The sequence below is a fragment of the Aeromonas sp. genome (assembly GCF_050252055.1).
In the GTDB taxonomy this organism is placed as follows: domain Bacteria; phylum Pseudomonadota; class Gammaproteobacteria; order Enterobacterales; family Aeromonadaceae; genus Aeromonas; species Aeromonas caviae.
Genome location: NZ_JBFWLQ010000010.1, coordinates 113,220 through 127,308 on the forward strand (window position 1 = coordinate 113,220; position 14,089 = coordinate 127,308).

Annotated in this window: 8 protein-coding genes; 3 read left to right on the plus strand and 5 right to left on the minus strand. The window is 65.8% G+C overall.

From position 1 onward, the window contains the following. Positions 1–127 precede the first annotated feature (127 nt). The gene (gene tpx, locus AB7E19_RS17330; RefSeq protein WP_128296427.1) at positions 128–628 is read right to left on the minus strand and encodes a thiol peroxidase; all 501 of its coding nucleotides are present in this window, start codon (positions 626–628) and stop codon (positions 128–130) included. Positions 629–882: 254 nt separating this feature from the next. On the opposite strand from tpx, the gene AB7E19_RS17335 reads away from it, so the two are divergent. Further along, a complete protein-coding gene (locus tag AB7E19_RS17335) occupies positions 883–3,312 on the plus strand; it encodes a zinc/cadmium/mercury/lead-transporting ATPase (protein ID WP_322131721.1) in 2,430 nt (809 codons plus the stop codon). 194 nt (positions 3,313–3,506) lie between these two features. Here AB7E19_RS17335 and pulA read toward each other — a convergent pair whose 3' ends face one another. Next, positions 3,507–7,559: a pullulanase-type alpha-1,6-glucosidase gene (gene pulA / locus AB7E19_RS17340; RefSeq protein WP_124244083.1), complete on the minus strand. Its 4,053-nt coding sequence runs from the start codon at positions 7,557–7,559 to the stop codon at positions 3,507–3,509. 261 nt (positions 7,560–7,820) lie between these two features. Between pulA and AB7E19_RS17345 the strand changes: the two genes are divergently transcribed. Further along, positions 7,821–8,222 (plus strand): hypothetical protein, encoded by a 402-nt coding sequence (locus AB7E19_RS17345; protein ID WP_322131722.1) that lies wholly within the window; start codon positions 7,821–7,823, stop codon positions 8,220–8,222. A 15-nt stretch (positions 8,223–8,237) separates the two neighbouring features. On the opposite strand, the gene dmeF is transcribed toward AB7E19_RS17345, so the two are convergent. Next, positions 8,238–9,179, minus strand: a complete 942-nt coding sequence (gene dmeF, locus AB7E19_RS17350; protein ID WP_043155840.1) for a CDF family Co(II)/Ni(II) efflux transporter DmeF — start codon at positions 9,177–9,179, stop codon at positions 8,238–8,240. Positions 9,180–9,250: 71 nt separating this feature from the next. Here dmeF and AB7E19_RS17355 point away from each other — a divergent pair, with 71 nt between their 5' ends. Next, entirely contained in the window at positions 9,251–9,526 is a 276-nt protein-coding gene (locus AB7E19_RS17355; RefSeq protein WP_052814969.1) for a metal/formaldehyde-sensitive transcriptional repressor, read from the plus strand. Positions 9,527–9,554: 28 nt separating this feature from the next. Here the strand turns inward: AB7E19_RS17355 and bcsC are convergent, their stop codons facing one another. Next, a complete protein-coding gene (bcsC, locus tag AB7E19_RS17360; RefSeq protein ID WP_322131723.1) occupies positions 9,555–12,995 on the minus strand; it encodes a cellulose synthase complex outer membrane protein BcsC in 3,441 nt (1,146 codons plus the stop codon). Beyond that, entirely contained in the window at positions 12,980–14,089 is a 1,110-nt protein-coding gene (gene bcsZ / locus AB7E19_RS17365) for a cellulose synthase complex periplasmic endoglucanase BcsZ (RefSeq protein WP_225315799.1), read from the minus strand. Before bcsZ ends, bcsC begins: the two co-directional genes overlap by 16 nt.

Below are 14,089 nucleotides of genomic sequence, written 5' to 3' on the forward strand. Positions count from 1 at the left end.
TGAACGAGGATGTGGAGGCGAAGTCTAGCCAGACCCACCCCATAAGTAAAAGGTTCGGGAGCGCAATAAAAACGGCCTGCCCCGTGTGAACGGGGCAGGCCGTCAGGCAATCAGCCTGTGGCGCGACTTACAGAACGGCCAGGGCGGCGGCGTAGTTCGGCTCGTCGGCGACTTCGGCCACCAGCTCGCTGTGCAGCACCTTGTCGTGCTCATCCAGTACCACGATGGCACGGGCAGCCAGACCCACCAGCGGGCCGGAGGAGAAGGCCACGCCGTAGTCCTGCAGGAAGGAGACACCGCGCAGGGTGGAGAGGTTCACCACCTTGTCCAGACCCTCGGCGCCGCAGAAACGGGCCTGGGCGAACGGCAAGTCGGCAGAGATGCACAGCACGACGGTGTTGTTCAGGGCGCTTGCCTGCTCGTTGAACTTGCGCACGGAAGTGGCGCAGGTCGGGGTGTCGACGCTCGGGAAGATGTTCAGGATCTTGCGCTTGCCGGCGAAGGTCGCCAGGGTCGCATCGGACAGATCGCCAGCAACCAGGGAGAAGGGCTTGGCCTGCTCACCGGCAACGGGGAAGTGGCCGGTGACGGAGACGGGGTTGCCTTGCAGGGTGACGGTATTGCTCATGTTAGGTCCTTGATGATTGATGTGGGATCCAGGGTCCCCAGTATAGGCCCGCCACGGGATGACAAACACCCGCTAATGAAAGGGATTTGGCATCCCTTTGCATCCCCCCTGCTCCAGAGGCAGCTCAGCGGCCACTGACATGGCCCCGGACAAAGAGAAGAAGAGGACTTGACCTTGGACTTTACACCAAGGTTTACACTCGGCTTAGTCATCCAGGATCCCGCAGGGGCGGGATCCCTCAAGAGGAACGCATCATGAGCAAATCCTGCTGCAGCCATCAACACGCCGCCGCCCCCATCAAGGCCGTCAGCAAGGCCGCCACCCCACAGGCCGGGCACAGCCACACCAGCCACTGCTGCGACAACGCGACACAGGCCAGTGGTGTCGCCAACCCGACCCGCCACGATCATCAGGGGCAAAGTGGCGCAGACGGCCCGGGTGATGAAGAGCCCCCCAGAGGCGCTTGCGCCACCGACACAGCCCACGGCCACGAACACGACCACGATCATCATGAGCAGGGGCACGCCCACACGACCGCCGCGACCGAGCCGCCGCTGGCTAGCCCCGAGCAGAACAGCCGCCGCCATAGCTGGCAGGTGCTGGGCATGGATTGTCCCAGCTGTGCCCGCAAGATAGAGACCGCCGTCAGCCGGGTGGAGGGCGTGCAACAGGCCCGCGTGCTGTTTGCCACCGAGAAGCTGGTGGTGGATCTGGCCCCCGGCCTCTCCCCCGACCCCGTTACCGCCGCCGTGCTGGCCGCCGGCTTCCAGCTCAAAGGGGGAGCTCAGAACACGGCTCGCAGCGAACCGGACCGCAGCCCGCTGATGCAGAGAGTCAGCAACCTGCTCGGCAAATACTGGCAGCCCCTGTCGCTCGCCGGCTTGATGGGGATGGCGGCCCTGCTGCCGAACCAGCTCGGTCAGCCGCTCTTTACCCTGGCCACCCTCTGGGGGCTGTGGCCCATCTCCCGCAAGGCGTGGGCGCTGACCAAGAGCGGCTCCCCCTTCGCCATCGAGACCCTGATGACGGTCGCCGCCGTGGGGGCCCTGTTCCTCGGTGAAACCGCCGAAGCGGCCATGGTGCTGCTGCTGTTCATGCTGGGCGAACATCTGGAGGCCTACGCCGCCGGCCGCGCCCGCGCCGGGGTCACCGCCCTGATGGCGCTGGTGCCCGACAAGGCGCTGCGCATCCGCACCACTGCCGAGGGCGAAGTGCGGGAAGAAGTCGCTGCCGACCAGCTGCGCCCCGGCGACATCATCGAAATCGCCCCGGGCGCCCGCTTGGCCGCCGATGCCCGCCTGCTCGACCCCCTCGGTGCCTTTGACGAGAGCGCCCTGACCGGCGAATCCATCCCGGTGGAGCGCCGCCGGGGTGACAAGGTCCCCGCCGGCAGCCTGGCGGCGGATCGGGTGCTGCGCCTCGAGGTGGTGTCCGAACCCGGCAACAACGCCATCGACCGTATCCTGCATCTCATCGAAGAGGCCGAGACCCAGCGCGCCCCCATCGAGCGCTTCATCGACCGCTTCAGCCGCTGGTATACCCCGGCCATGATGCTGGTTGCCCTGCTGGTGGTGCTGGTACCGCCGCTCGCCTTCGGCCAGAGCTGGGACGAGTGGGTCTATCGCGGGCTGGCGCTGTTGCTGATCGGTTGCCCCTGCGCCCTGGTCATCTCCACCCCGGCGGCGGTCACCTCGGCGCTGGCGGCAGCCACCCGGCAGGGGGCCCTCATCAAGGGGGGCGCCGCGCTGGAGCGCCTCGCCCACATCGATACCGTGGCCTTCGACAAGACCGGCACCCTGACCCTGGGCAAGCCGCAGCTGACCGAACTGGTGAGCCTCAATGGCCAGTCTGAGGCCGACCTGCTGGCACTGGCGGCGGCCATCGAGCAGGGCTCCCACCACCCGCTGGCCCGCGCCGTGGTGACGGCGGCCAGCGAACGGGGCCTCAGCCTCGCTGCCGCCCAGGAGCTGCGCGCCCTGCCCGGCATGGGCGTGGAAGGTCGCATCGACGGCGCCCTCTGGCAGTTGCTGGCACCGAGCCGGGTCGCCACCCTGAATGCGGCGATGCAGGCGCGGGTCGCCACCCTGGAGCAGCAAGGCAAGACGGTGGTGGTGCTCGGTCAGCCTGACGCCGCCCCGGCCGCCCTGCTGGCCCTGCGCGACCAGATCCGGCCGGAAGCGGCTGCGGCACTGCAAGAGCTCAACCAGCTCGGCCTGCAGAGCATCATGCTGACCGGGGACAACCCCCGCGCCGCCGAGGCCATCGCCGGTGAGCTCGGCATGAGCTGGCGCGCCGGCCTGCTGCCGGAGGGCAAGGTCGATGAAATCGCCAAGCTCGGCCTCAGCCAGAAAGTCGCGATGATTGGCGACGGCATCAACGACGCGCCGGCCATGAAGCGGGCCAGCATCGGCATCGCCATGGGAGGCGGTACCGACGTGGCGCTGGAGACCGCCGATGCGGCGCTGACCCACAACCAGCTCGGCGGGGTCGCCGCCATGATCCGGCTCTCCCGTGCGGCACTGGCCAACATCCACCAGAACATCGCGCTGGCGCTGGGGCTCAAGGCCATCTTCCTGATCACCAGCCTGCTCGGCATCACCGGCCTGTGGATTGCGGTGCTGGCTGACACCGGCGCCACCGCACTGGTCACCGCCAACGCCCTGCGCCTGCTGCGCAAGCGCTAAGCCGGCCATTGACGGCACAACCAACAGCCGCCCCAACGGGGCGGCTTTTTTATTGCCTCGCCCACGAGCAAAGAAAAAGCGCGGCTGCCGGTCGGCAGTCGCGCTTTGCTTACTCTCTCGGTGTTATCCCGCCCTTGGCGAGGCGGAATTCAACCCGGGGCTGCCGAGCCAGCCCCGGGCTCGATGGGAAAGACTTACTTGGCGCTGCACTCCTGGATGATGACGCTGCCCACCTCGCCGGAAGTCTGGGTCGGGTCAACCTTCACCAGGAAGCTCCACAGACCCTGTTCCAGCGTGATGCTGTTGTTGCCCATGCCACCGTCGCCGTGCTGGAGCGGGTAAACCTGCTCGGGCTCCAGTGCGATCAGGGTGCCACCGGCATCCTTCACGAAGAACTGCTTGCTCCAGTTGCCATCGTCGTTGGCAAACTTGAAGTCAAAGCTGCCCGCGTAGTTGAAGGCGGCCTGATAGATGGCGAGGTTGCCTTCCATCCCCTTGTAGCTCAGCTGGTAGGCCGGCTGGGCGTTCCAGTCGCTCAGACTGCCGCGCACATAGAGCGGGAAGCCGAGCGGATTGCCCGCGACGGTATCCAGCACCTTGCAGCTCTGCGCCGGTTCGGTGTAGCTGACGCTCAGGGTGGGCTTGTCCTTGTTCATGGCGGTGAAGACAAACTTGTAGGTGCCAGCCTTCTCCACGTTGAACGGCAGATCCCCGCCATTGGCACAGAGCGTATTGACCTGGCCGGTCGCAAGCTGGTCGGTATCGCTGCACTTGCCGTAATTGACGGGTCCGCTCCACTCGTTGCCAGCGATCTTCACCTGGGTCGACCCCAGCTGATCCGCCGTCACCTCGGTGGTGAACTCATAGGTGAAGTTGCCACTGAAGTTCATCTTGTTGACCGGATCCCACTGATTCAGGAAACCGCGCACGAACACCTCGGTGTCACCGAAGGGAGGCAAGGTGCTCAGATCCGTCTTCTTGCTCACCGGCAGCCCCGCGCCCTGGGCACCGCTCTGCGGCTTGACGAACACCGCCGCCGACCAGGCGCCAAGGGTCAGCTGACCGCTGTCATTGGCCGCACCGCTGGCGATGCTGTCGGAGTCACGGTGGGCACCGCTCAGGACCATGCCGGTCAGATCGATGGGCTGATCCTTGCCGTCACGGAAATCGCCGATGCTCTGGGGCTGATTGGTGGCGTTGATCATCACCACCAGGCCGTCGATGGCCGGATCCAGATCCGCACCGGCGCCCACCCCGTCATCCACGCTCATCACGATGAGACCCGGGATCTGCTCAGGGCCGGTGTTGCGGAAGTCGACCCGCTTGATCACCTCGGCGCCGCTGCCAAGACGCAGCAGACGAGAGGATTGACGCAGTTCGGAGAGCTCCTGGTAGAAGTTCACCATCTGATGCATCTCGGCCGAACCCGGCTTGGCGTGCTGGCCGAGCACCTGCTCGATCAGCTCGTAGTTGGCCTCGTCCTTGTCCTTGCGCGGCAGCCCTTTGTCAAAATTATTGTCACTTAAGCCGTAGTCGACCCGGTTGTACCAGTCACCGGAGTCGTAGCTGTCCCGCTCCATGGACTTGGAACGCAGCAGCTCGACACCCGCGTGGGTGAAGGGAATGCCCTGACCCAGCATGGCGGTCGCCAGAGAGACCCCCTGCATCCGCACCAGGTCGGCCCCGGCGGGTGCCTTGTACACCAGGTTGTCGAACAGAGTCTGGTTGTCGTGCTTGTCGACATAGTTCTGGATTTCGGTCGGATCCTGGGCATAGCCCGCCGGTTGACCGTTGTAGTCGATGTCGGAGCCTTTCTTCGGAATGCCGTCCTTGTCGGTCAGCACGAACTCCTTGAGGTTGCCCGCCATGCCGAGGCGCACCAGATCGGACTGATGCAGGGCGGTGGCGAGATCGACGCCGTCCAGCTCGTTGGCATCCACCAGGGCGCCGTTGCCAAAGCCCTGGGTCTTGCGAATGGCTTCGCCGCCGTCGAACGGGCTGCCGCCGCGCACCGCATCACGCAGCCGGTCGGAGAAGGAGCCGATGCCGGTACCGGCCAGGTGCTTCTGGGTCGCCTGCACGAAGCGCTTGTCATCCTGCACCTCGCCGAAGTTCCACCCCTCGCCGTAGAAGTACATGTCCGGATTGACCTTCTTCACCTCGGCCAGGGCCTGCACCATCTGATCTTTCGGGTGATGGCCCATGAGGTCGAAGCGGAAGGCATCGATCTTGTAGTCCCGTGCCCAGGTGACCAAAGAGTCATCCATCAGCTTGGCGAACATGGCGTGTTCCGGCGCCGTGTTGGAGCAGCAGGTGGAGTTTTCCACCGAACCGGTCTCCGGATTGAGGCGCTGGTAGTACCAGGGCACAATCTTGTCGAGCACGGATTTGGAACCGAGACCCGCTTCGTTGGTGTGGTTGTAGACCACGTCCATCACCACGTTCATGCCGATGTTCTGCTTGATGGCCTGCACCATCTCGCGGAACTCCTTGATCCGGGTCGTCCCCTCCGCATTGGTGGCGTAGGAGCCTTCCGGGGTGGTGTAGTGGTAGGGGTCATAGCCCCAGTTGAAGGAGTCCACCCCGCGCAGGTAGCCGTACAGCTCCTGCACCACGGGGTTTTCCTTGCTGTCGCTGGCTTGCAGATCACCGAGCACGGCTTCGATGGTCTCGCCGCCACCACAGTGGCTGGCAAACCTGGAGTTCTTGACCTCGGGATTGACCTCGCACAGCTTGCTGAAGTCATCGCCGATGTTGGCCACCTTGGCCGGATCCTCGTTGACGGTGGCGATGTCGAACACCGGCAGCAGGTGCAGGTGGCTGACGCCGCTCTTGGCCAGGGATTTCAGGTGGGTGACGGGCACGCTGTCGCTGTCGGTCAGCCCGAGGAACTTGCCGCGGTGATCCACCGGCGTCGACTCGTCGTTGCCGGTCAGATCCCGGACGTGGGCCTCATAGATGGTGATGTCGGCGGGGTTCTTCTGGCTGTGGGGCGCCTTGAGGCTGTCCCAGCCTTCCGGCTTGAGGGCCGGATCGTCGAGATCCACCACCTGGCTGAACTCGGAGTTCATCGCCAGGCTCAGGGAGTAGGGGTCGGTCACCTGATAGGATTCCAGCTTGCGGCTGACCGGGTGATAGACCTGGATATCGTAGCGGTAGTATTTGCCGACAAGATCGCTGCCCCCCTGCACGCTCCAGCTGCCGCTGGCCTCGTCCAGGGTCATGGCGCGCTCGCCAAGCGACTTGTGCTGCTCGTCGAACAGCGCCAGCTTGACCGACTTGGCGGTCGGCGCCCAGAGCCGGAAGGTGACATTGCCTCCCTCCACCACGGCGCCGTAGGCCAGCTTGGTGGCCGCTTCGCTGTAAAGGGCATCCAGGGCACCGGCACTCTGCACCAGGGTCGCCCCCTGCAGGATGCCGTCCGCATCGGTCCCGATGGCGACCAGCTCACCCTTGAGCAGGGGCTTGAGATCTTTCCCCGCAGGCAGGGCGAAGGCGGCGGCATCCTTGAGGTGCGGGTATTTGGCCTGCTGCTCTTCGGTCAGGCTGGTCGGGGTCAGCTTGAGGTAGGGGAAATCGAATACACCCTCGCTGTTTGCGGTGATGGTGCCTGACTCTGTGTAGTAGAGGCGCACATAGGGCTTGTCCTTGCCCCCTTGCCAAATCAGGGTGTTGTCGTCGATGAGATGGGCACTGGCCCCCGCCACGCCGAAGGCGGCGGTGAAGGCTTCCGCCCGGCTGCCGAAGATCTCGTTCTTGCCGGCGACGATGGCCACGGTGCGATCCGGGTGATCACTGAAGACCACCTTCATGTCGCTGCCGGTCAGGTTCGCGAGATCGCCGTTGCGGGCGATGAAGTTGATGCAGCCTTCCATCTTGGAGAGCGGCACGACCCAGGCCGGACCAAAACTGTCCGCCGCGGACGGCGTCTTGCTCTTGTCATCCCAACCGGTGTTGAGGCCGCCCTCCGAGGTCGAGTTGCAGGCGTCGTTGTTCCACAGGTGCAGGCTGTGGCTGGCGAACGGGCCGGTGACACCGCGCGCCGCGCTGGTCTGGGTATCCACCAGGGCGATGACCGCTTCGTCGGGGCCGGCCGTCAGCAGTTCGGCCGGGGGCTGGACGTTGGGAAGACGAGCGACGGGCTCATCCTGAGGGGCAGGAGCAGAAGAACTGTTGTCGTTACAGCCTGACAAAAGCGCGAGCAGTGAGGCTGTTACCAGCGCCACTTTGGTCTTTTTCATATCCATTTTTTTATAATTCCCGCTGTAGTTAGTCTCGATATCCGAGTACCCGGTCATTGCCGAGCGGTGCCATATTAATCAGCGGGAATTGCCGTAAATGTGAGCGGATGGGCAAAAAAAACCAATCCGCATCAACAAGATAACGTTTTCATAACGAAAACTCGATCGCGCTCACAGACCTGGCACCGCTTTCGGCCCATACCAGCGGAAAGAGGGGAGCGAGTGACGAAATCAATGTCCAATCAAATGGATAGAGGGGGCTGGGTGATGAAACGGATTGAGGAGCAGGCCAGGCGGCTGGACCAGGAGTATCAGGGCATTGCCCAGTTGTTCGATCAGTTCTGCCAGCAGGCCGGCATGCTCGCCGAACGCTATCACTTCTTCAACTGGCCGGATTATGAAGAGAGCCCGCCCCTCGCCCGCGCCTTCACCCTGCTGGGGGAACCACGGGAGCTGCGGCTGCGCTGTCAACCCGGCGAGGGAGGTTCCCTGAACGGCCTCCTCCAGGTGTGTGGCGAGGAAGGCAAGGTCCACGCCAGCCTGGGCTTTCGTGCCGACGGCCACCTGCTGCTGGAGCCGGGCCGCCTGCTCGACGACCCGCCGGGACTGCTGCTGAGGCTGATGCTGGGCTCCCTCTGGCAGGATCAGGGGAGCGAGCCTCCCCGCTGACCCCCGCCAGGGGCGTCAGTCGGCAGACACTTCGATGGTCAGGTGCACCAGCTCCTCATGGATGGCGAGGCGCTCGCGGATCGCCTGTGCCGGGACCGGGGTCGCCATCTGCAACGACATCGCGGCGGCATACTGCATCTGCCCCACCCGCCAGACGTGCAGATCGCGGATCTCGGCGCCAGGCAGCTCGGCGATCACCTCGCGGATCTCGTCCACCAGGGGCGCATCCATCTCCGCATCCAGCAAGACGCGCCCGGTATCACGCAGCAGCCCCCTGGCCCACACCGCCACCAGCACGGCCCCGGCGATGCCCATCAGGGGATCCAGCCAGTCCGCCCCCCACAACATGCCTCCCACCAGCGCCACAATCGCCAGCACCGAGGTGGCCGCGTCCGCCAGCACGTGGAGGTAGGCGGCGCGCAGGTTGAGATCCTGATGGCCGTGGTGGTGATCGTGCGAGTGGTCGTGATGACCGTGATGGTGGTCGTGACCATGGTGATGGCCGTGATCGTCCCTGAGCAGCCAGGCACAGGCCAGATTCACCAGCAGGCCCAGCAGGGCAATGCCGATCGCCTGCTGATAATGGATGGGGCTGGGGTCCAGCAACCTGGCCACCGACTCGAACAGCATCAATCCCGCCACCCCCACCAGCAGCAGGGCGCTGCTGAAGCCCCCCAGCACCTCTATCTTCCAGGTACCGAAGCTGAACCTGTGATCCCGCGCAAAGTGGCGGGCTGCGCGATAGGCCAGCACCGAGAGGCCGAGGGCAAGGGCATGGGAACTCATGTGCCAGCCGTCGGCCAGCAGCGCCATGGAGTTGTAGAACCAGCCGCCACCGATCTCCGCCACCATCATGACGACGGTGAGCAGCACGGCCCAGCGGGTCTTCTGTTCGGCCAGGGGATTCCCTTCGTGGACGACGGGGTGGTGACAGTGGGATGAGGCGAGGGATGGCATGGATTTCTCCTGAAAACGAGGATGCTATATACTATACCCCAGTATAGTTTTATTGATCGAGAGGATCCTGCATGTCACACACGGTTCACGACAAGAAGAAGCTGCTGGCACGGGTCAGACGCATCAAGGGGCAGACCGGCGCCCTGGAGAGCGCCCTGGAGCAGGAAACAGACTGCGCCGCCATCCTGCAGCAGATCGCCGCCATCCGCGGCGCCGTCAACGGCCTGATGCTGGAGGTGCTGGAGGGGCACATGCGCGAACATCTTGGCGCCGAGGAGGCGACCCATGCCGAGCGGCTGGACGATCTGGATCAGGTGGTGAGGGTACTGCGTTCCTATCTGAAATAAGGGCGCCCGGTGATGACGGGCGCCTCTGTCAGTCGAAGTCCGCGTAGGGGGTGAGAGGCCTTGGCGGCATGTCGAGATCCCCTTGCCAGGGCTTGAAGGTGTAGCGCAGGAACAGGGTGACATGGCTGGGGGCATAGTCATCCGCCTGCTGGATGTCCACCCGGCCACCGATGCGCCAGTGTTCCGTCAGCCTGTGTTCCACCACGCCATTCAGGGTGTAGCCGAATCCACTGCTACTGCCCCCTTTCACAGGCGCATTTCTGTCTGGCAAACCGGCGGGCAGCAGGCCTTCCAGCGGGTAGCGACGGCTGTCGTCGGTTCGGGCGTAGGACCAGGATCCCGATCCCCCCAGCTCCCACGACCAGTCCGGGGTACGCTGCCGGTAGCTGACCGGCACCGAGAGCGAGAAGTACCCTTGCGGGCTGTAATACCCCCCCTGCCCCAGGGTATAGCCCCCCAGATCCTGCTGGTAGTGCCACAGCATGGTGCTGATCCCCACGCTGGCACGGCGATGGGTCTCGTTGACGAACTTGTAATAGCCCCCTCCCATGAGCCGGGTGCGCCAGTTGTCGGGCACGTTCTTGCCGGTCAGCAGGTGCTGCTGGGCGCTGCCCCAGAACCCGACGGCCCCTCCCAGATCCCGGCTGAGATCGAGGCGGACCCCGTTCGCCCGCACCCCGCCCCAGCTGATGCCCGTGCCCGGATCCAGCGTTCCCCCATAGGAGAGCAGCGAGCTGCTGACGGGCCGACGCGAGAGGGTCATCCCCCACCCCAGCGTGTGCCAGTCACCGGTCAAGGTGGCGCCACCGACCCAGTCCACCACCTCGAAACCGAGGGGCGTGGTCCCCAGATCGAACGCCCAGGCCCCCCGCTGCCAGCCTGCCGCCAGGGTGGTGCCCCGGCTCTGCTGGTGCGCGTCCCCGTGGCAGTCCCTGGCCGCACAGGTACCGAACTGCGCCCGGTAAGGGGAGTCCGGCAGATCTCCGGCATCCATGTCGACCAGTTCAAGGCGGCCGAAGGCGGTACCACCGGCCAGCGGCGTATCCAGTTGCGCCATCTGGGTCAGTGCCCGCAGATCCGAGTAGCCCCCGGTACCGCTGGAGCCCCAGTAATCGCTGTCGAGGGAGAAGGTGGTCTGACTCTGCCGGTAATGTCTGTCAAGATCGCTGCGCAGGCCGGATGCCAGCCACCCCTCCCCATCCTGACTGCGTGCCAGCCGGGTCAGCTCGCCCCCCTCCAGATCCTCGCGGGGGGCCAGACCTGCGGCCACCAGCCCCTTGCGATCCCGCACCAGAGCCCCTTCCACATCATGCTCGGCAACGCGCTGGCGGGCGGCATCGCGCCAGAACAGCGCCGTCTGCTGGGAGGCCGGTTGCATCGCCACCAGGGGTTCGTAGTCGGTGAAGATGGCGCGGGCTGTCTCGCCCTCTCCCAGCGCCTGATAGAGATTGGCTACCCGGCGGTAGTAGTTGGCCCCCTCCGGGGGCAGCGGGCTGACCGGCCAGGCGGGCAGCCAGTGACGGGCCTTTGCCAGATCGCCCCTGGCCCTGGCCAGTTCGGCCATGCCGAGCCTGGCCTCGGGCTGTTGCGGTGTGCGGGCAAGCACCTCCTGATAGCGCTGCTCCGCCAGTGCATAGGCCCCCCGATCCGTGGCCCACTCCGCCAGCATCAGGCTCGCCTCTTCATCCGGCTGCAACGGCTGAAGCAGGCGTTCGGCCCCCTCATCATCCCCGGCCTCGTGACTCGCCCTCGCCCTGGCGAGCACCTCGTCACGGGCGAGGCGCCGATCCAGCGCATCCATGTCCTGTGTCCAGGCGGACCTAGGGATGGCGGCCAGCACCCCTCTCGCCTCCACCGTCTTGTCCTGCCCCGAGAGATAGAGGGCGGTGGCGTAGCGCAGGGTGGCGTCCTGGGGCCGCGCCGCCAGCCGTTCCCGCAAGAGCCGCTCCCCGCTCCCGGCTTCCCCGAGACGGGCCCGGGTATCGGCCACTCGATAGGCCAGCCACACCTCTTCCGGGGTCAGCGCAAGTGCCTGCTCGCGAAGGCGCAGCGCCGCCGCCACCTTGCCGGCCCGATCGAGCTGATCGGCCTCCTCCTGCAACAGCCCGGCCTTGAGCCGCCGCCCTTCGGCCTGCATCCCGGGGGGGCCCTGCTGCTCCAGCAGGGCCAGAGCACGCGCCGGATCCTGCTCCTTGTAGAGATCGAACAGGCGGGCCAGTGCCCGCTCCCGCGCGCTCCCCATGGCGAGCGCCTTGCGGTAGGCGGACTCCGCGTCGGCATCGCGATGGCGGCCACGCTCGCTGTCTCCGAGCCCCAGCCAGGCTTCGGGCTCACGCCCATCCTGGGCGATGGCACGGCGATACAGGGTCGCCGCCTCATCCCACTGCTCCCGTTCCAGGGCGCTGCGCCCCTGGCTCACCAGCAGCCAGTAGCGGTTGGTGGCCAGCAGGCTGCGCCATTTGTCCTTGTCGGTCACCTCGGGGTGTGCCAGCACCCGTTCAAACTGGGCGATGGCCAGCGCTCGCTGATCGTTGCGGGAGTAGGCCTGCCCCAGGGCCCCCATGAGTTCGGGATCCCCCGGGTTGGCAGCCAGGGCACGCTGCAAGCGGGAGATGGAGGCACCACCTCCCGCCGTGCTTGCGAGCGCCGACTGGCGTGCGCGATAGGCAGGCGAGGCCCACTTCTCCTCCTGGGTAGCGAGCAGCTGTTCCGCCTTGGTGGTATCCCCCTCGCCAAAGAGCACCATGTACTCCTGCAAGGCAGCGATACTCCCGGGCCCGATGGGCAGGGATTCGATGTCCGCGAGCCAGATCTCGGCGGCCTCGTCCCGTTGATAGGGATCTCGCGCCATCTCGCGCAACAGGTTCTGCGCCCCCTGGCGCCGACCGTCCGCCAGATAGAGGCGAGCCAGCCCGCCCCGCACTCTGGGCTCACCCGGATATTGCCGGTTGAGTGCCTCCAGGGCTGCCAGCCCCTTCGCCTTCATGGCCGGGATCCGTGTCTGCAACAGGGCATAATCCACCGCCACGTCGAGATTGGGGGGCAAATCACCGGAGAACAGGGAGCGATAGAGACGCTCGGCCTCCTCCAGCCTGCCGGCGCTGGTCAGCAGCCTGGCTTGTTGCAGTTGCTGGCGCCTGGCCGGTTCGTTCAGGGCCAGGTTGGCCATGCCCTGACGATAGAGCGCAGAGTCGGGGTCTTGCTTGCCAAGGCGGGCAAGCAGTGCCCCGGCCTCCTTGACCTTGCCCTGGCGCAGGGCCTGACGGGCCTGGGCTGCCAGCAGCTCCGGATGATCGGGCTCCACCAGGGAGAGGGAATAGAGGCTGTTGCTGACGAGATCTTCCCGCCCACGAGCCTCGCCAATCCTGACCTGCTCCAGCAGCCAGGCCACCGGCTGTACCGTCCCTTGCGCCAGGGCTCCGCTCATCAGGCAGGCGAGCAGGCACCCCAGGGTCACTCTGCCTGACATGACTCGCTCCAATCCGGCTGCAGGGTACCGTCGGCGGCAAAGCGATAACGCCCCTGATCCCAGCCTGCGCCGAACAGGGTCAGCACGCTGCCGTAGTAGGCATCCGCATCCAGCCCGTGATCGGAGACCTGCTTGCGCAAGGTGACCTGCGCCGGCAAGCCCCGTGACAGGGGCAGGAGGGCGGCGGCAAAGCCGCTCGGCCCCTTGCCCTGAACCTGGCCGCTCAGGCTGGAGACCCGCTCGGGAAGATGACCCGATTCGGTCAGCTGCGCCAGCATGGGGGCAAAATGGGCCACCAGGGAAGCCCTGGCGGGATCCTCCTCGCTCAGCATGCCGAGCCAGAGATAGACGCGGATGGCGTCATAGCCACCGGTGTCGCCCTTGTCCGCCGTCACCTGCCATCCCTTGTCGGCCTGCCAGTCCACCCAGTCCGGGGCAAAGCCACGGGGCGCACTCTCCTGCAACAGCTTGGGCAAGAGGGCCCGCATCTCGCCCCAGGGCCCCTGGAAGGAGGCGAATCTGGCCAGCAGTTGTGGAGGCAGATAGCTGGGATTGAGGGTCCAGCGTCCCTCCCCCTCATAGCCTTTCGCCCCGGGCAGCAACACGGGGCCGAGACCCGGCAGCGTGGCGACCTCTTCCCGGGCGATGCGGCGCAGCAACAGGGTGCCGAGGGCAGAGTAGCTGTGGTTGTCCCACAGGCGACCTGCCTCCAGCAGGCTGTAGGCTATCCAGAAATCCGAATCGGACGCGCTGTTCGCGTCCAGCACGCCCCAGTTGCCGTCCTGCTGCCTGCCCCAGAGCCAGGATGGCAGGAAGCCGGTCAGATCCCCTCGGGCGAGCTGCCGCTCCGTCCAGTCGAGCAGGCGGGCAAAGGTCTCCCTGTCATCGTTGACCAGGGCGAAGAAGAGGGCATAGCTCTGGCCTTCCGAGGTGGTGATGCGGCGCCCCTCGGCAGGGTCGATGACCCTGCCCTCTTCGCTGATGTAGTGCTGGCGAAAGTGATCCCACTCCGGCCAGTGGCAGACGGCCTGCGCCGGGAGGGAACAAAGGGCCCAGAGGAGCAGGGCACCACAGACATTTTTCATCTGAGTCAT

Bases quoted from the DNA above. Each gene is read 5' to 3' on its own strand.
- tpx (WP_128296427.1), bottom strand. From the start codon at position 628: ATGAGCAATACCGTCACCCTGCAAGGCAACCCCGTCTCCGTCACCGGC.
- AB7E19_RS17335 (WP_322131721.1), top strand. From the start codon at position 883: ATGAGCAAATCCTGCTGCAGCCATCAACACGCCGCCGCCCCCATCAAG.
- pulA (WP_124244083.1), bottom strand. From the start codon at position 7,559: ATGGATATGAAAAAGACCAAAGTGGCGCTGGTAACAGCCTCACTGCTC.
- AB7E19_RS17345 (WP_322131722.1), top strand. From the start codon at position 7,821: ATGAAACGGATTGAGGAGCAGGCCAGGCGGCTGGACCAGGAGTATCAG.
- dmeF (WP_043155840.1), bottom strand. From the start codon at position 9,179: ATGCCATCCCTCGCCTCATCCCACTGTCACCACCCCGTCGTCCACGAA.
- AB7E19_RS17355 (WP_052814969.1), top strand. From the start codon at position 9,251: ATGTCACACACGGTTCACGACAAGAAGAAGCTGCTGGCACGGGTCAGA.
- bcsC (WP_322131723.1), bottom strand. From the start codon at position 12,995: ATGTCAGGCAGAGTGACCCTGGGGTGCCTGCTCGCCTGCCTGATGAGC.
- bcsZ (WP_225315799.1), bottom strand. From the start codon at position 14,089: ATGACTCAGATGAAAAATGTCTGTGGTGCCCTGCTCCTCTGGGCCCTT.